Below are 16,099 nucleotides of genomic sequence, written 5' to 3' on the forward strand. Positions count from 1 at the left end.
ATAACCGCTAACCTCCTCCGTTTCATCATCCGATGACGGAGTTTTTTTATGTTTTTCCTTATGTTGACGTATAAATATTCGGAAAACGCCCATTTTCCCCGTTCCCAACCGGAGAGGTCTGTGCTACTATGAGGGGTATGCTAGGTAATTGTCGTATTTTGTAGTTTTTTGAAGGATCGTTTCTAAAAATATTCCCCTACATATTGACCGTTTATGAATAAGAATGGTAAAGTATTTATCACCTACTAATTCCATTGGAATTATATAATTATAGCCATTCGGGGGAGGAACTCATCGTCATGTCACATTGGAGAAAAAGCGTCCTGCTGGTACTCATCTTCGTGCTTTCGATCGGCATGGTCGCTTGCGGCGCGAAACCGCAGGCTTCGGAACAAGGCGGCACGAACGCCCAAGCGGGAAGCAGCGCAGATAACCCGCTCGCGAATAAAAAGATCGCGCTTATTATGCAAATCAACCTCGGCACCTTCTCCGCGCAGTATATCGAAGGCGTGAAGGAGCAGGTCGAGAAGCTCGGCGGCAAAGTAACCGTCACTCCGGCGGACGGCGACCTTGCCAAAATGGCCTCGAACCTCGACGCTGCCATCAACCAGAAGGTCGACGGCATCCTGATCGACCACGGAACGGCGGAGGCCCTCGAAGCGGGCGTGAAGCGGGCACTGGAGAAGAAAATCCCGGTCGTCGCCTTCGACGCCGATCTGAAGGTTCCGGGCGTGACCGTGCTGGAGCAGGGCGACGCCAAGATGGCTGAAATGACGCTGGACAAGCTGGCGAAAGACATCGGCGGCAAAGGCAACATCGTGAAAATCTGGGTTGCGGGGTTCGCCCCGATGGAACGCCGTCAAGTCGCTTATAAAGAATTCCAGGACAAAAACAAGGACATTAAGGAAATCGCCGCTTTCGGCGCTGCTTCGCAGAACACCGCTCTGGACACGCAAGCGCAAATGGAAGCGATCCTGAAGAAATACCCGAACAAAGGCGATATCGCAGCCGTATGGGCCGCATGGGACGAGTTCGCCAAAGGCGCCTCGCGTGCCATTCAGCAAGCGGGCCGCACGGAAATCAAAGTATACGGTATCGATATGAGCGACGAAGACCTGCAAATGATCCAGGATCAAAAGAGCCCGTGGGTCGCTTCCGCCGCCGTCGATCCGAAGGATATCGGCCGCATCCAGGTTCGCTACCTGTACCAAAAGCTTCACGGCGACAAAACGCCGGACAAAGTCGTTCTCGACCCGGCATTCGTCTCCCGCGAGCAGCTGCCGCAGCAGCAGATCTCGACCGCTCAGCTGAGCGAGCACGTGAAAGGCTGGGGCAACAGCCAGCAAGGCTACACCGACTGGCTGAAGAAAGCCGAGAAACCGGCGGCCAAGTAACCATCTGAATAACCCAATCCCACCCGCTGCGGAGCCGGTGGGATTTTCCGTTGAAGGAGCGTGAGACTGTCCCGATGACCATTTCCGCAGCTCGACTAGAAATGAAAGGCATATCCAAATCGTTCCCCGGCGTCCGAGCGCTGCATCAAGTCGATTTCGAGGTTCGCGGCGGCGAAATTCATGCGCTGCTCGGCGCGAACGGAGCCGGAAAAAGCACGCTGATGAAGGTGCTGTCCGGCGCCTACCGTCCCGATGAGGGCAGCATCCTGATCGACGGGGCCGCGCTGTCCATCGGCGGTCCGCTCGACGCCATCCGCAGCGGCATCCAATGCGTGTATCAAGAGGTCGATACGGCGCTTGTTCCGAGGCTGACCGTCGCGGAAAACATCATGCTGGACCGGCTCACCGCCGGGCGCGGCTGGATCGATTGGAGCAGTCTGCAGCAGGAAGCTTCCCGCGTGCTGACCGACATCGGCTTGACCGGCCTGGATGTCCGGCAGCAGGCCGGAGAGCTCTCCATCGCACAAAAGCAGCTGGTGCTGATCGGCCGGGCGCTGGCGCAAAAGGCGAAATTTATTATCTTTGATGAGCCGACCGCCCCGCTCTCCGGTGAAGAGGCCGAGCAGCTCTTCCGCATCATGAACCGACTGAAGGCCGACGGCGTCGGCTGCATCTTCATCTCGCACCGGCTCGGCGAAGTGTTCCGCATCAGCGACCGGGTCACCGTCATGCGGGACGGGCAGCGCATCTCGACGAAAGCGGCGGCGAGCACGGACGCGCAAGCCGTCGTCGAAGAGATGCTCGGCAAGCCGTTCGAGGAGGAGTTCCCGAAGGCGGAGGTCGCCATCGGCGAGCCGCTCCTCGAAGCGCGAGGTCTGACCAGCGGCACCAAGGTGCGCGGCGTCGACCTGACGGTGCGCCGCGGCGAGATCGTCGGCGTCGTCGGACTCGTCGGCGCAGGCAAAACGGAGCTGTCGCGCCTTCTGTTCGGAGCCGACCCGCTGGACGCGGGCCAGCTGCGGCTGCACGGCCGCGGGCTGAAGCTCCGCGCCCCGGTTGACGCCGTCCGCGCGGGACTCGCGCTCATCCCGGAGGAGCGGCGCAAGCAAGGCGTGCTCGTCGAGCTATCGGTCAAGGCGAATCTCGCGTTGACGCTCCTTGAACGGCTCAGCCGGCTCGGCTTCGTCAACCGCCGCAAGGAGACGGAGAATGCGGACGCCCGCATCTCCGAGCTTGGGATTCAGCCGCCGAACCGGGAGCAGCAGGTCAAATATTTAAGCGGCGGCAACCAGCAGAAGGTGGCGGTCGGCAAATGGCTGCCTACGGATGCCGAGGTATATTTGTTCGACGAACCGACCAAAGGCGTCGACGTCGGCGCCAAAAGCGATATTTTCCGCTTGATCGGACGACTCGCCCAGGAAGGGAAAGGCATCGTGTACTTATCGTGCGAAATCGCGGAAATTCTCGGCATTGCCGACCGGATTCTCGTCATGAGCTACGGACGGATCGTGAAAGAGCTATCCCGCGACGAAGCGACGCAGGAGAAAATATTGTACTATGCAAGCAGCGGGGAGGCATAAGCAAGTGAAAGGCAAATGGCTGGATGTTTCTTATAAATACGGGGCCCTGTTCATCATCGCCGCCGTCATTGCAATTTTTTCTATCCTCAACGAAAATTTCTTGTCCTACGACAACATGGCGGACATTCTCCGCTCCATCTCGATTGTTACGTTCATCGCGATCGGCGTGACCTTCTCGCAGATCGTCGACGGGTTCGACCTCTCGGTCGGCTCTACCGTCTCGCTGACGACGGTCGTCACGGCGACGATGATGGTCTGGTTCCAATTTCCGCTTATCGTCGTACTCATTGTCCCGCTGCTGATCGGTATCGTCATCGGACTGCTGAATGCGCTCTTGATCGTCAAAGTCCGCATCCCGGACCTGCTGGCGACGTTAGCCGTGATGTACATCATCGGCGGCGTGCACAAAACGTATACCCAAGGCTTCTCGATCTATAACAACATGCAGATGACCGACGGAACGAAAGCGCCCGGCAAATTCACCGAGTCGTTCCTCTGGATCGGCCAAGGCAAGCTGCTCGGCATCCCGGTGCCGGTCGTGCTGATGATTATCGCCGTCGTCCTCGTCCACGTCTTTCTGACGTACACCCGCTGGGGCCGCCAAATGTACGTGACCGGCGGCAACCAAGAGGCCGCGCGCCTGTCCGGCATCGCCGTCAACCGCGTGCGCACGTTCGCTTACGTGCTGTCCGGCATCTTTGCCGCCATCGGCGGCATTCTGTTCGCCGCCCGCGTGGGCTCCGGGCAGATCGATGCCGGAGCGCCGCTGCTGATGGAATCGGTCGCCGCCGTGTTCGTCGGATTCTCGGTGCTTGGCGCAGGGAAGCCGAATGTGATCGGAACGTTTTTCGGCGCAGTCCTCATCGGTGTGCTGCTGAACGGGCTGACGATGCTCAACCTGCCGTACTACGCCTTTGACATCATCAAAGGATCGGTGCTTGTCTTGGCGCTTGCCATTACGTTCATTCATTTGACGCGGCGCCGCGCTTAACGTTATCGGGGCTGTCCGGCTGTAGAGAACCATTACATGCCAGCCCGTCTACTATGCCCGCTGCCGGCCGGAACGCTTCCGTGCCGCGAGCGGGCATTTTTTTCCGCAAGCAGCGAACAGCGAGCAGCCTTCAGTAGAGCTTGGCCACGTGCCCCTGGTGGCGGCGGATCAGATCGACGATCTCGTCATACTGCTCCTCGGCCACCTTCGCGCTAAGCACGTAGTGGAGCTCCCGGTCGTCCACGCCGTCGCCGTCTTTGTCGTGTCCGGCTTCGTCCAATGTACGGAAGCCGAGATAAGCACCGGCCGCCGCTGCGCCGGTTGCGGCGATCGGTCCGGCTTCGCTGCCCGCATAACCGACGCCGGCCGGAACCGTCCCCGTGCCTACGACAGCAATCGGAAACAGCAGCGGCGTATCGCGGTCCGGCGCCTCATCCAATTCCCCGATTTCGACCTGCTCCACCCGGTACGTTTGCAGCTTGATCCGAACGTCCTTGGCGTCGTTTTCCGTATGAAAATAAGCTTGAATCGGTCTGCTCATCCTCCATCGCTCCTTTGTATGGAAATGGCTTTCTCTTTTTCCTTACCCTATGTTGCCCGTTTTTACTCAAGCATGTCCGCTCTTTTCCTATGTAACCCCCCGCTGCCCTCCTAGACAAACGGAGCACACTCCATTATAATCATTATTGATAATGATAATGTAAGAGGTGAAGGGCTGTATGAAAGACTCCAAAGCCGACCTGATTCTGCACCCGGTCCGCTTCCGCATTCTTGGGCTGCTGGTCGGCGGACGCCGCATGTCCGCGCTCGAAATGGTCGAAGCGCTGCCCGATATTCCCCAAGCGACGCTGTACCGGCATTTGAATAAACTGTACAAGGGCGGCGTTCTGACCGTTGCCGACGAACGCCAGGTGCGTGGAACGGTCGAGAAAATTTATGCGCTCCCGGAAAAACAAGCTGTCCTGTCCGCTGCAGATTTGGCCCACGCCGATCGGGACGATAACCTGCGCTACTTCATGACGTTTGTCGCCTCGCTGGTGGACGATTACGGACGCTATTTACAGCAGCCCTCCTTCGACTTGGAGGCAGACGGCGTCGGTTACCGGCAGGTACCGCTATACTTGACGGACGAAGAGTTTGCCGAATTCGCTCAGGCCCTTCGCCCTCTGATTCGGGAAGCCATGACGAAGTCTCCCGAACCCGGACGACGGCGGCGCTTATTCACCACCATCATCATCCCGGAGCCGCAAGCATCCGATTCAAAAGGAAAAGAGTGACGCTCATGAACCCAACCCGAACAACATCTAACGAACCGACCGACAACTACGAGCTTATCGGACGCCGCTTTTATATGGCGATCCCGCTTTATTTGGCCGTTCCCGCCGCCTTCTGGCTCGCTTTCCGCTATGCCGGGTTTCCGGCGGATTGGGCCGCCTTCTGGATCGGTGCCGCCGGTTGGTGGGCCGCGCTCCTGCTTCGCGGTCCGATTGCGCTGCTTGTCCGCAAGCAGCCGAAAGAGCGCGCCGGCCTGCTCGTCGCAGCCGCCTCCGGGCCGCTGGAAGAAGGCGTCCGGCTGCTGGCGCTCTGGATCACCGGCGTCTCGCTCGACTCCGCCCTTTCCCTTGGTCAAGGATGGGCCGCCATTGAGGTCGTGTTCGCCGTCGTCAACGGAATCGTCCTCGCCTCCATCATCAAGCGGACGGACGAAAAAGCGATGCAAGCCAAGGCATTCCTTGAATCGACCGGCCAAATGAACAGCTCTCCGCTGTGGGGTGTACTGGAACGCCTTTTCGCCAGCATGTTCCACATCGGCAGCACACTGCTGATCGCCCGTATGCCATGGCTGCTTCTTCTGATGATCCCGGCGCATACCGCGTTCAACCTGGTCTCCGTCCGGCTGGCCAAACGGTCGCTGCCACTGACAGAGCTGTTCGTAGCCGCAGTCGGAATCGTCACCTTAACCGCAGGTTTGCTGGTATGGCAATAAGACCCCAAGAAAGGAAGTGAAACACCCATGATTAGCTCATGGTCCATTATATTCATGATCACGACCGCCATATTATCTGTTGGCGTACCGGCAGCTTTATTTATCGTCTACTACCGCAAGGAAAGGTTTTCGCTCAAAGCATTCGGCATCGGCATTCTGGTGTTTATCCTGTTCAGCCAGGTGCTAGAGAAGCTGCTCCATGTCTACGTTCTGCAGGGCAATCCGTACACTGCAAGCCTCATGAATCGAAATCCGCTGGCCTTGGCAACGTATGGCGCATTGGCGGCTGGTATCTTCGAGGAAGTAGGACGTTACATTGCCTTCCGCTTCTGCCTTAAACGCAACCGGGAGCGGAAGGACGGCATCGCGCTCGGGCTCGGCCACGGCGGAATCGAAGCCGTACTCATCGGCGTGCTGGGCAGCGTACAATCGCTCTATATGTCGCTTCTCATCAACGCCGGACAATTCGATAAGCTGCTGGCTTCGGGCGCTCCGAGCGAGCCGCTGCTCGCCGTGAAGTCGCTGCTGCTCACGACGCCCGCCTCGCATTTTGCTTTAGGCGGAATCGAACGGATCGCCGCGCTGCTGATTCAGATCGCCATGTCGCTGATTGTGCTTTACGCTGTGCGCAGCCGCAAGCTGTTGTATTTGGCGTATGCGATCGGGCTTCATGCCGTGATCGACTTTTTGCCGGGACTCAGTCAAGGAATGAAATTGAACATCTGGCTGCTGGAAGCCGTCGTGGCGGCATTCGGGCTCGCTTCGCTTGCCTTCATCCTCAAATCGAAGGCTTGGCTAAAATGATGAAATAATTCGCCCGTCCTCTTGGTACGCTAACCAATAGAATGGAGGTGAGCAGCCATGACAGGAAGAAACAACAAGCCGGACAACGACGGACCGGCCAGCCAGCCGGGACGCCTCGACCAATTCGGCGACAAGCTGGCGGAGGAAACGGTATCCCGCGAGGCGGGCGCTTGCGATACCGGCAAGAAGAAGTAGCCTGGAGATCCGCGAAAAGAATAGAACCGACTCGCCTGATCCTCTCAGAGACTCGAGCGAGCGGTTCTTTTTTTTGCCCAGTAACCATTTTATTCTAGTCTATGCCTGCCGGACTTCCAGCCGCTTGGCCAGCAGCGACAACGCGTAGTTGACCACAAAATAGATCAGCGCCCCTGCGATAAAAACCGGGATGACCCAGTTCGGGTTTTTCGCGGCTACGATCTGCATATTATGCATGAGCTCGGCGAGCACGATGACCGTCGCCAGCGACGTATCCTTAAGCAGCGAGATGAACTGGCTGACGAGCGGCGGCACCATCCGGCGCAACGCCTGCGGCAAAATCACATGCCACAAAGCCTGAACGTAGGTGAGCCCCGACGAGCGGGCCGCTTCCATCTGCCCCTTCTCGATCGATAGCAGACCGCTGCGGACAATCTCGGCAATCATCGCCGCTTCGAACACGGTAAGCGCTGCGATCGCGGAGTATTCGGCATTTTGGAACATTTTCAGCCCGACCTCAGGCAGCGCAAAGCGCGTGAAAAAGATAATGAGCAGGAGCGGCAAATTGCGGATCGTCTCCACGGCCACCGCGAGAACCTGAGAAAGCACGGGAACGCGCGCATATCTGAGCGTGCCGACGAGAGCGCCGAGGATAAAGCTGAAAATGATCGAGAAAAAAGCCACTTTTAATGTCACATAAAGCCCCTGCATCAGAAACTTGAGATTTTCCGGGGCATAGGCTCCGGCGAAGTCCATGTCGCTTCCCCCTTCCTCTGCCGGGCGTTAGAACGCCATTCGCTTCTCCAAATACCGTACGCCGAAGCTTAATGGAATCGTCAGCGCGAGATAGAACAGCGCGACAAAAATATAAACGCTGAACGTGACGAACGTCTGCGTCGAGACGATGTCGCCGAAGTACATCAGGTCGAGACCTGCGACGACCCCAAGCACGGACGTATTTTTGACCAGATTCAAAAATTGGTTACCGAGCGGCGGAACGACGATCTTGATCGCTTGGGGAAGCACCACGTGACGCATGGTTTGCAAGTACGTCAGTCCGGATGACCTGGCTGCCTCTGTCTGCCCCTGCGGAACGGCCAGGATGCCCGCCCGGATCGCCTCCGCAATGAAGGCCGCCGTGTAGATCGACAGCGCGATCGTCCCCGACGTAAAGCCATCGAACGGCAGACCGAGCGTCGGAGCCGCCAAATAAATCAACAGCACGATCAGCAGCAAAGGAATGTTGCGGATAAATTCCACGTATGCCGTGCCCAGCCAGTTAAGCGGCCTCAGCGGAGCGATCCGAAATATGGCGATGACCGTCCCCAAAATAAAGCTTGCCAGCAGCGCGATCACGCTCGCTTTGACCGTATTGCCGAAGCCGAGCATGTAGGTATCCCAATGCTTGATCAAAATATCGAACCGCAAGAGCTGGTCGTTCATGTCCGGTTGAGCCTCCCTTCGGGCAACAAGGATGTAAGCTTAGCTTGTTATTTCGCCGGCTTTTCTCCGAACCACTGCTCATACAGCTTGTCGTATTCGCCGCTCGCGTTCATATCCTTCAGGAACTTGTTGACGTAACCGACAAATTCGCTGTCGCCCTTCTTGATCGCCATCCCGTACGGCTCGTCGGTGAAATTACCCCCGGCCAACTGGAAATTCGAATCCTGCTTCACCATCCCGAGCAAAATCGCATTGTCCGTCGTCAGCGCATCTCCTTGACCGGCTTTAAGCGCGGTGAACGCGTCCTGGTAATTGTCGAACTCCAGCACGGTCGCCTCCGGTGCTTTAGCCCGAATGTTGACCGCCGACGTGGAGCCTTTGACTGCCATCACCTTCGTGCCTTTCTTCAGATCGGCAATCGATTGAATCGCGCTGCCTTTCTTCACGAGCAGCGACTGGCCCGCTTTGAAATAAACGTCCGTGAAGTCGACCTGCTGCTTGCGCTCTTCGTTGATCGTCATCGTGGCAATGATGATATCGATCTCGCCGTTTTGCAGCATAGGAATGCGCGTTTTGGAGGTAACCTCCTTCAGCTCGACTTTCGTTTCGTCGCCCAAAATGCTCTTTGCCAGCCGCTTGGCCATATCGATGTCGAAGCCTTCGACTTTACCGGTGCCCGGATCTTTCAGCCCGAACAGCTTCGTATCGTATTTGACCCCGGCTACGAGCTTGCCGCGTTTCTTAATGGCTTCAATCGTGGAAGCTGCCGCTTCCGGCTTCGCGGGCGTTCCGCCTCCGGCTCCCGTTTGCTCTGCCGGTTTGGTGCCGCAGCCCGCCATCATTGTCAGCATGAGCATCGACGCGAGCGTTAAGGAAAAAAGCTTCTTCATTTTGAGCATTTTCACAATCCAGTCTCCTCTCCAAATTGGGAATACAAAAATCAGATCAGTGATTTAATACCCGGCTGAGGAACGTTCTCGCCCGCTCCTCGCGCGGACTCTCGAAAAATTCGGCCGGAGGCGTCGTCTCGAGAATTTGCCCTTGATCCATAAAGACGATCCGGTCGGCCACTTCGCGGGCAAAGCCCATCTCGTGGGTGACGACGACCATCGTCATGCCTTCTTCGGCCAAGTCGCGCATGACGTCGAGCACTTCTCCGATCATTTCCGGATCGAGCGCCGACGTAGGCTCGTCGAACAGCATGATCTTCGGCTTCATGGCGAGCCCGCGCGCTATCGCCACGCGCTGCTGCTGCCCGCCCGACAGCTGCGACGGATAGGACTTCGCTTTTTCGGGAATGCCGACTTTGTTCAAATAAATCATGGCCGTTTCCTCGGCCTCCTGACGCGAGAGACCGAGCACCTTCATCGGGGCCAGCGTGATGTTCTCCAGCACTGTGCGGTGCGGGTATAAGTTAAAATGCTGGAATACCATGCCGATATTGCGCCTCAGGCTGTTAATGTCGGTTTTCTTGTCGTGAACCTTGATATGGTCTACCGTCAGCTCCCCTCCGGATATCGTCTCCAGCCGGTTGATGCAGCGGAGCAGTGTGCTTTTTCCCGAACCGGACGGTCCGATCACGACGACGACCTCGCCCGGTTCAATGGTCAAATTGATGTTTTTCAATACGTGAAAATAACCATAGTGCTTGTTCACATCCCGGAATTGAATCAAGACGCAACCCCCCTTGTGCATGTCGGCTTTGAAGGATGATGCTTTTTTGTCCTACGGTCTCAGATTAAGTATGCGGGCTCGCCGCCAATTATGACTCGGCAGTGGAAGTTTCACTCAAACAGCAAGCGCTTTCATTGAAATTTCTATTTTGTTTGCCTGGCTGCCGCCCCCTTTGTGCCGCCCTTGCTGGTTAAGATTAACATAGACAAGGAAAGAACCGGCTTATATAGTTAATGGAAACGATATCATTAGGAAAGAGGAGGAAGTCGCTTTGAACAAACGTTGGTTAACTTATGCTCTGCCCATTGCCCTGAGCTTCGCTTCCGTCTTTTCCGCTTCCATCCCTTCGCATGCCGCCGACGCTTCCGCGTTTACCGATACAAGCCGTCACTGGGGTGCCGAAACGATCTCTTGGGCGCTGCAAAACGGCATCGTTAACGGTTACGAGGACGGTACGTTTCGTCCGAATGCCGTCGTATCCGAGCCGGAATTTCTGGCGATGCTGCTGCGCGCTTATCCGGACAATGCCGTCCCCGCGACCGAATCCGGAACCCCGTGGTACGAGCCTTATTATTCCTATGCCGCCGCCCGCCATTGGCCGCTGCTTCAAAATACGGACCGGAATTCCTACAATCGCGGCCATGTCGCCCGGCTGATCGCAGCAACGCAGCAGCAAGCATTGAATTTGAACGATTCCATCCGCTACTTGCTCGATAAAGGGCTGTCCCGGGGGAAAACGGCTGCGACCGTCGAAGGCTACAAAGCGGCGGATCGCCTGTCGCGGGCGGAAGCGGTTCAGTTCATCCGCAATCTGAAGCAAAACGTTTCCGCGCTGCGTCCCGCCCCCGCTCCTTCCAAGGAAGCATCGGACGTTCCGGCGGCCTCCCAAACTCAAGGAGCCGTCTCGGTCAAAGGCGTGGCCATCGGCGATTCGGCCGATGCGGTGGTGCAGAAGCTGGGGCAGCCGGCGCGCAAAGACGCAAGCGAATACGGTTTCCAATGGTATGTTTACAACCAGGACTATAAAGACTACGCCCAAATCGGCGTCAGCGGCGGCAAAGTCGTTGCCTTGTATTCGCCGTCAGCCAATTGGCGGACAGACCGCGGGATAGCCGACGGCTCGGGCAAAGCCGAAGTCGAGAAGCAGTACGGCCGTCCGGTCTCCTATATTATGAAGGGAAATACCCGCTTCATGATCAATTACGGCCAAGGCGAATACGGCACGTACGAAATCCCCGGAGCTTATGTCACCTTTTTCTACGATATTTATCGCGACAGCACGGTTACGGGCTTGCAGGTCATCGAGAAACCGATGGAGCAGGCGTTTGCTTCCTTTTATCCGGAAGGTAGCGACACGCTCGCACGCTCGTTCGAGCTTCAGAGCTTCGATCTTGCCAACGCCACCCGGGTGAAGCTCGGTTTGCAGCCGTTCGTCTGGGACGACAAAGCGGCAGAAACGGCCCGTAAGCACAGTCAGGATATGGGAGCCCAAGGATACTTCGACCATACCGATCCGAGCGGACACAGCCCGTTCGACCGGATGAAGCAGGACGGCATTACTTATCGTGCTGCAGCCGAGAATATCGCCGCCGGACAAGCCAGCGCCATCTTCGCGCACCACGGCTGGATGAACTCGGAGGGCCACCGCAAAAACCTGCTGAACGACATCAAGCGTCTTGGCGTAGGCGTCAGCTTTGGCGGCTCGATGCACATTTATTACACACAAAACTTTTACACTCCGTAACCTCGTTTGAAACAGCAAACGCCCCGTTCCCGGCGATTTATCGCCGGAAAACGAGGCGTTTTTTGCATGGATGCGTGGCTAAAGTCCTTGCTTCTCTATAAATTCGAATAAAAACGATTGTCCGCCCCGGTAAAAACGCGGGTCGTACAGGCCCAGCCTGGTCTCGTCATCGACGATCACGACGAATGGAGACCATTCGTACAGCGTCTTCGCTTTCGGGTTGGCGGCAAACAAACGATCCAGATCCGCGTTCTCTTGGGATTGAAGCTTCGCTGCCGGCTTGACGCCGGTCCAGACCGAGCCCTTCAGCAAGTCGACCGTGCCGCCCTGCTTGCCGATCACCGTAAACACTCCCGGCACAAAATCGGCGGAAAGCGCCACCTGCTCGTACTGCGCGGACGCCTGCTTGTACAGCGTGTAGCCTTGGGCGGACTGCGCCCCGACGTAAAGCGCCATCAACAGCCATACGAGGCGGTACACGCGATGCGGCGAACGATCCCGGTCCGTCCTCCGGAAGCGGGCCCAGAGCCATCCGGCGAGCATAAGCGCCCAGAAGACGAGATCGACGATCGGAATGGTTCCGAACGTAATGCGCATCGTCGAGATCGGCTCGAAATAACCGGTTCCCCAGGCGTTGAACAGATCGCTCGTATCGTGGATGAAGACGGCTAGGCAGCCGATCAGAAACAAGCTCCAACCGCGGGTTTTCCACAGAAGCCGCGAGAGGCCTGCAAGCAGTGCCGCCCAGACTGGCACCAAAAAGACCGAATGGGTCAGCCCGCGATGCCACATCTGGTAGCGCCCCGCCGTATCCCACCACGCGGAGATGACATCGATATCGGGAATTTGCGAACCTGCGACGGTCGTAAACAGCAGCGCCCGCTTTTCCGCCCGGTTCATGCCGCGTTTGTCGACGGCTCCGTATAACGTAAGGCCAAACAATGTATGCGTAATGGTATCCACGGTCTGCTCCTCTTCCCTGCTGCTTTACTGACTGCCCGTTTAACCTTCGGGCATTCCGGCCTTCGCCGGCATACGCATGACCGGAAGCATGACTAGTACTCCCAATGCGAACAGAACAGCCGACGCTTCATACATCCCCACGATCGAAAACAGCTCCTTCAGCTTGCCGGCCAAGCTCATCGTTATGACCATCGAGCCCATAAAAATCGGGTTCAAAATGCCGTTCACCCGTCCGACAAACGCCGCGTCCGTATTTTGCAATATAAGCGTGTTAATGCCGATCTGAATACAGGGCAGTACCAGGCCTGCGAGGAACTGGGCGAACAGCGTAAACCACAGCACCGTCGAAAAGCCCGTAAGAGCAACGCTTACGGCACTGACCGCCATACCGATCATGAGCAGCACTTGCGGCGCGAACTTCTTCGACAGCCCCATCGCAAGACCGCCGCCCACTATCATCGCTACGCCGCTCGCGGTCATCAGCCACTGCAAATTTTCTTTATGCAGCCCGAGTCTTTCCGTGACCAGGAAGACGCCGAGCGGCTGAATGAGACCGATCGCGAAACCGGCGATCATGAAGCAAAGACCGAGCGTGGTCAGCAGCTTGCGGGACAGCACATAACGGAAGCCAGCGACCATCTCCTCGCGAATCGAAGTGCGCTCCTTGGCCGTCTCCTCTTCGGTATCCGGAGGCAGCATGACGAGCACCAAGGCGGACAGCAGAAAAGCGACGCCCATGATCGCGATGGCTACCACAATGCCGTAACGCTGATAGACGAATGTCCCGAGAATCGGGCCCAGCACCATAAACAGCGCGAACATCGTCTGGTAAATCGACATGCCCGCTTGAATGAGCGCCTCGGGCACATGCAGCTTGAACAGCCGCATCCCCGAAGGCTGCGAGAACTGAGAGAGGATGGCCGAGACGAGTGTGGCGAAAAATACGACCTTCCAGGTGCCGTATACCAGGGTCAGCAGCACGGCAAAAACGGATACCGCACTGAGAATATCGCACCAGACCATCGTCCGCTTCGGCCTCCAGCGGTCCGCGAACGTACCTCCGATAAACGAGAAAATAAAGATCGGCGCGAATTCGGCCACCGAGATCATCGAAACGGCGAACGCATCTCCGTTCGTCTTATCTACGACAAACAGCAAAACAGCAAAGTTGCGCACCCAAATGCCGATTTGCAGCAGCAAACCCGACAGCAGGATGACTTGTACGAACCGGTTGCGAAATAAATTGCCCATTCCCGGTGCAGAAGTGGTCATAGGTTTTCATCCTTTCTCTTGACGAAGCTGTTGTTACAGGATTTGAAAAAAACAATCCGCACGAAACCATAATTAATACGCAGTTAATCAAAAAAAGGTTGCTTTTCCGAGCCGAGCGGACAAAAATAAGGCCGGACAGCTAAAGCCGTACGGCCATCTTATCTTCGGCGCAGCGGACTTGGATCGTAAACACGAAGACGGCTCCATTTCCGGGGAAAGATTCCGCCCGTATGCTGCCGCCCATCAGCTCCACCAGTTTTTTGCTTATCGCCAGACCGAGACCGGTGCCTCCATGCTTGCGCGCTGTGGAATCCAATTGATAGAATGGCTGGAATAAATACGGAATTGCTTTTGTCGGGATGCCGATGCCGGTATCCCGAACCGTGAACTCAAGCTCCAATTGCGCTCCCCTGCGGCAGACTTGCCGAACGCGAACCTCAATTCCCCCCTGTTCCGTGAATTTGACGGCATTTCCGATCAGATTTATCAAAACTTGCTTGAGCCGGACCTCGTCTCCGATCAGAAACTCGGGGACCGCGGAATCGGAGTACACTTGCAGTTCAAGCGCGCGGTGCTGGATTTGCGGCGTGAACAGCCGAAGCGTCTCCTGCAGGCATTCCGCCAGATGGAAAGGCTCGTTTTTTATATTCATTTTACCCGATTCGATTTTGGAAAAATCAAGCACATCGTTGATGACGGACAGCAGCGTCTTGCCGCTTTTGCCGATAATCTTCACGTACTCGCGCTGCTCCTCGTTCAGCTCGGATTCAAGCAGGAGCTCGCTCATCCCGATCACCCCATTCAAGGGGGTGCGGACTTCGTGACTCATGACGGCGAGAAATTCGCTTTTGACCCGGGCCGCGCGTTCGGCCTCCAGCTTCGCTTCGATCAGCTGCCGCTCCGTTTTTTTCTGCACGGTGATGTCCTTTGAGATCGTGTAGATATCGACGATCTTTCCGTCCTCCATCATCGGCACGATCGTCGTGCTCAAATGCACAATCCGGCCGTCCCGGTGACGAATAGAGCATTCGACCGTCTGCGGCGTCCCCTCCAGCACTTGGACGAAGCAGGCGCGGATCTTCATGCTGTCCCGGCGGTTCATAAAGCGGGTGAAGGGCTGGCTGATAAAATGCTCCCGGGAATACCCGCTAATGCGCTCGGCGGCGGGATTGGCCCGAAGAAGCCGCCCGCTCAAATCGAACAGACAAACCATGTCGGGATTATGCTCGAAGACGGAGTCGTATCTTTGCTTGTTCCCATCCGCAAGCCGCTGCGCGAATCTTCGCTCCAGAAATTGGCTGAAAGCAAAGAGCAGCAGCACAATGAGCGCCGCCGCCCCGATCCACGAAGCCAGCAGCATATCGTCCAAGCCTTGAAGCTCCTCTCCTGAACCATACATCAAGGACCCGTTCACTTGGAAATTGGCCGCCTGCATGCCGCTATAGTGCATCCCTGCTATGGCGAAGCCAAGCAGAGTGGCCGTGATGCATTTTGCCGAAAATGACGACGGTCTCCCTTCGTGTGTTGTTCGGTAAACGAACGACCAGCGAAAAGCGACGAACGAAGCGCCGAAAGCGATGAGCAGCGACACGCCGACCCAATATACGTTATACGTAATCATTCCGGGAATTTGCATCGCGGCCATTCCGGTATAATGCATCCCTGCAATCGCAAGACCCATCCATAGAAAGCCGGCAAGCGACTGTCGCCAGGTCGGCGCATCCCCGGAGATGGCAGAAAGCGGGGCCCAAGCAGCGCCTATCGGCAAAAGGATGGACAAAATCAAATAAAGAGAATGATAGCGAACGTCGACGGGGAGATGTAAGGCCAGCATGCCGATAAAATGCATCGACCAAATGCCGAGGCCCATGATGACGGACCCGAGTACCATCCACAGCGATTTGGAACGGCCGCAAAGCTTCGGCATCCTTTCACTTAAATCCAGTGCGCAATACGAGGAACAGATGGAAATAAAGACGGACAACAAGACAAGAGGGATACTGTAGGTTCCGTGCAGGTGCTCCATTCACACACTCCCATCCCTTTGCAATT

16 protein-coding genes are annotated in these 16,099 nt (G+C 56.7%); 8 read left to right on the forward strand and 8 right to left on the reverse strand.

Annotated elements, in window-relative coordinates; translation table 11 throughout:
* Window positions 1–299 precede the first annotated feature (299 nt).
* From NI000_RS30860 to NI000_RS30870, 3 genes are all read left to right on the forward strand, one after another.
* Window positions 300–1,394: a sugar ABC transporter substrate-binding protein gene (locus NI000_RS30860; protein WP_253415195.1), complete on the forward strand. Its 1,095-nt coding sequence runs from the start codon at window positions 300–302 to the stop codon at window positions 1,392–1,394.
* A 74-nt stretch (window positions 1,395–1,468) separates the two neighbouring features.
* Window positions 1,469–2,974, forward strand: a complete 1,506-nt coding sequence (locus NI000_RS30865; RefSeq protein WP_253415249.1) for a sugar ABC transporter ATP-binding protein — start codon at window positions 1,469–1,471, stop codon at window positions 2,972–2,974.
* Window positions 2,975–2,978: 4 nt separating this feature from the next.
* Window positions 2,979–3,965 carry an ABC transporter permease gene (locus tag NI000_RS30870; RefSeq protein ID WP_054976036.1) on the forward strand — a complete coding sequence of 329 codons (987 nt, stop codon included), beginning with the start codon at window positions 2,979–2,981 and terminating at the stop codon, window positions 3,963–3,965.
* Between the two features lie 130 nt (window positions 3,966–4,095).
* Here the strand turns inward: NI000_RS30870 and NI000_RS30875 are convergent, their stop codons facing one another.
* The gene (locus tag NI000_RS30875) at window positions 4,096–4,506 is read right to left on the reverse strand and encodes a hypothetical protein (protein WP_253415196.1); all 411 of its coding nucleotides are present in this window, start codon (window positions 4,504–4,506) and stop codon (window positions 4,096–4,098) included.
* A 178-nt stretch (window positions 4,507–4,684) separates the two neighbouring features.
* Between NI000_RS30875 and NI000_RS30880 the strand changes: the two genes are divergently transcribed.
* The 4 genes from NI000_RS30880 to NI000_RS30895 are packed head-to-tail and all read left to right on the forward strand — an operon-like array spanning window position 4,685 to window position 6,951.
* Window positions 4,685–5,242 (forward strand): helix-turn-helix domain-containing protein, encoded by a 558-nt coding sequence (locus NI000_RS30880; RefSeq protein WP_253415197.1) that lies wholly within the window; start codon window positions 4,685–4,687, stop codon window positions 5,240–5,242.
* Window positions 5,243–5,247: 5 nt separating this feature from the next.
* Entirely contained in the window at window positions 5,248–5,952 is a 705-nt protein-coding gene (locus tag NI000_RS30885; RefSeq protein ID WP_253415198.1) for a YhfC family glutamic-type intramembrane protease, read from the forward strand.
* 27 nt (window positions 5,953–5,979) lie between these two features.
* Complete coding sequence (locus NI000_RS30890; protein ID WP_253415199.1) at window positions 5,980–6,756, forward strand: YhfC family intramembrane metalloprotease; 777 nt, start codon at window positions 5,980–5,982, stop codon at window positions 6,754–6,756.
* A 57-nt stretch (window positions 6,757–6,813) separates the two neighbouring features.
* The gene (locus NI000_RS30895; RefSeq protein WP_010495774.1) at window positions 6,814–6,951 is read left to right on the forward strand and encodes a hypothetical protein; all 138 of its coding nucleotides are present in this window, start codon (window positions 6,814–6,816) and stop codon (window positions 6,949–6,951) included.
* A 99-nt stretch (window positions 6,952–7,050) separates the two neighbouring features.
* Here NI000_RS30895 and NI000_RS30900 read toward each other — a convergent pair whose 3' ends face one another.
* The 4 genes from NI000_RS30900 to NI000_RS30915 are packed head-to-tail and all read right to left on the reverse strand — an operon-like array spanning window position 7,051 to window position 10,068.
* Window positions 7,051–7,707 (reverse strand): amino acid ABC transporter permease, encoded by a 657-nt coding sequence (locus NI000_RS30900; RefSeq protein ID WP_054976027.1) that lies wholly within the window; start codon window positions 7,705–7,707, stop codon window positions 7,051–7,053.
* A 27-nt stretch (window positions 7,708–7,734) separates the two neighbouring features.
* A complete protein-coding gene (locus NI000_RS30905; RefSeq protein ID WP_253415200.1) occupies window positions 7,735–8,394 on the reverse strand; it encodes an amino acid ABC transporter permease in 660 nt (219 codons plus the stop codon).
* 47 nt (window positions 8,395–8,441) lie between these two features.
* Window positions 8,442–9,293, reverse strand: coding sequence for a glutamate ABC transporter substrate-binding protein (locus tag NI000_RS30910; RefSeq protein WP_253415250.1), 852 nt, complete (start codon window positions 9,291–9,293; stop codon window positions 8,442–8,444).
* 46 nt (window positions 9,294–9,339) lie between these two features.
* Window positions 9,340–10,068: an amino acid ABC transporter ATP-binding protein gene (locus NI000_RS30915; protein WP_253415201.1), complete on the reverse strand. Its 729-nt coding sequence runs from the start codon at window positions 10,066–10,068 to the stop codon at window positions 9,340–9,342.
* A gap of 271 nt (window positions 10,069–10,339) precedes the next feature.
* Here NI000_RS30915 and NI000_RS30920 point away from each other — a divergent pair, with 271 nt between their 5' ends.
* On the forward strand, window positions 10,340–11,812 hold the full coding sequence (locus NI000_RS30920; RefSeq protein ID WP_253415202.1) for a CAP-associated domain-containing protein: 1,473 nt from the start codon (window positions 10,340–10,342) through the stop codon (window positions 11,810–11,812).
* 78 nt (window positions 11,813–11,890) lie between these two features.
* Here NI000_RS30920 and NI000_RS30925 read toward each other — a convergent pair whose 3' ends face one another.
* The 3 genes from NI000_RS30925 to NI000_RS30935 all read right to left on the reverse strand — a co-directional run bounded on the left by NI000_RS30925 (window position 11,891) and on the right by NI000_RS30935 (window position 16,073).
* Window positions 11,891–12,775, reverse strand: a complete 885-nt coding sequence (locus NI000_RS30925) for a metal-dependent hydrolase (protein ID WP_253415203.1) — start codon at window positions 12,773–12,775, stop codon at window positions 11,891–11,893.
* Between the two features lie 39 nt (window positions 12,776–12,814).
* A complete protein-coding gene (locus tag NI000_RS30930) occupies window positions 12,815–14,047 on the reverse strand; it encodes an MFS transporter (protein WP_253415204.1) in 1,233 nt (410 codons plus the stop codon).
* 139 nt (window positions 14,048–14,186) lie between these two features.
* Window positions 14,187–16,073 carry an MHYT domain-containing protein gene (locus tag NI000_RS30935; RefSeq protein ID WP_253415205.1) on the reverse strand — a complete coding sequence of 629 codons (1,887 nt, stop codon included), beginning with the start codon at window positions 16,071–16,073 and terminating at the stop codon, window positions 14,187–14,189.
* Between the last annotated feature and the right edge of the window lie 26 nt (window positions 16,074–16,099).

Origin of the sequence: Paenibacillus tyrphae (assembly GCF_024158745.1) — a bacterium.
GTDB lineage: Bacteria > Bacillota > Bacilli > Paenibacillales > NBRC-103111 > Paenibacillus_G > Paenibacillus_G tyrfis_A.

Excerpts from the sequence above, each read along its gene's own strand:
- NI000_RS30860 (WP_253415195.1), top strand. The coding sequence starts at position 300 with ATGTCACATTGGAGAAAAAGCGTCCTGCTGGTACTCATCTTCGTGCTT.
- NI000_RS30865 (WP_253415249.1), top strand. The coding sequence starts at position 1,469 with ATGACCATTTCCGCAGCTCGACTAGAAATGAAAGGCATATCCAAATCG.
- NI000_RS30875 (WP_253415196.1), bottom strand. The coding sequence starts at position 4,506 with ATGAGCAGACCGATTCAAGCTTATTTTCATACGGAAAACGACGCCAAG.
- NI000_RS30880 (WP_253415197.1), top strand. The coding sequence starts at position 4,685 with ATGAAAGACTCCAAAGCCGACCTGATTCTGCACCCGGTCCGCTTCCGC.
- NI000_RS30885 (WP_253415198.1), top strand. The coding sequence starts at position 5,248 with ATGAACCCAACCCGAACAACATCTAACGAACCGACCGACAACTACGAG.
- NI000_RS30890 (WP_253415199.1), top strand. The coding sequence starts at position 5,980 with ATGATTAGCTCATGGTCCATTATATTCATGATCACGACCGCCATATTA.
- NI000_RS30895 (WP_010495774.1), top strand. The coding sequence starts at position 6,814 with ATGACAGGAAGAAACAACAAGCCGGACAACGACGGACCGGCCAGCCAG.
- NI000_RS30900 (WP_054976027.1), bottom strand. The coding sequence starts at position 7,707 with ATGGACTTCGCCGGAGCCTATGCCCCGGAAAATCTCAAGTTTCTGATG.
- NI000_RS30905 (WP_253415200.1), bottom strand. The coding sequence starts at position 8,394 with ATGAACGACCAGCTCTTGCGGTTCGATATTTTGATCAAGCATTGGGAT.
- NI000_RS30910 (WP_253415250.1), bottom strand. The coding sequence starts at position 9,293 with ATGCTCAAAATGAAGAAGCTTTTTTCCTTAACGCTCGCGTCGATGCTC.
- NI000_RS30930 (WP_253415204.1), bottom strand. The coding sequence starts at position 14,047 with ATGACCACTTCTGCACCGGGAATGGGCAATTTATTTCGCAACCGGTTC.
- NI000_RS30935 (WP_253415205.1), bottom strand. The coding sequence starts at position 16,073 with ATGGAGCACCTGCACGGAACCTACAGTATCCCTCTTGTCTTGTTGTCC.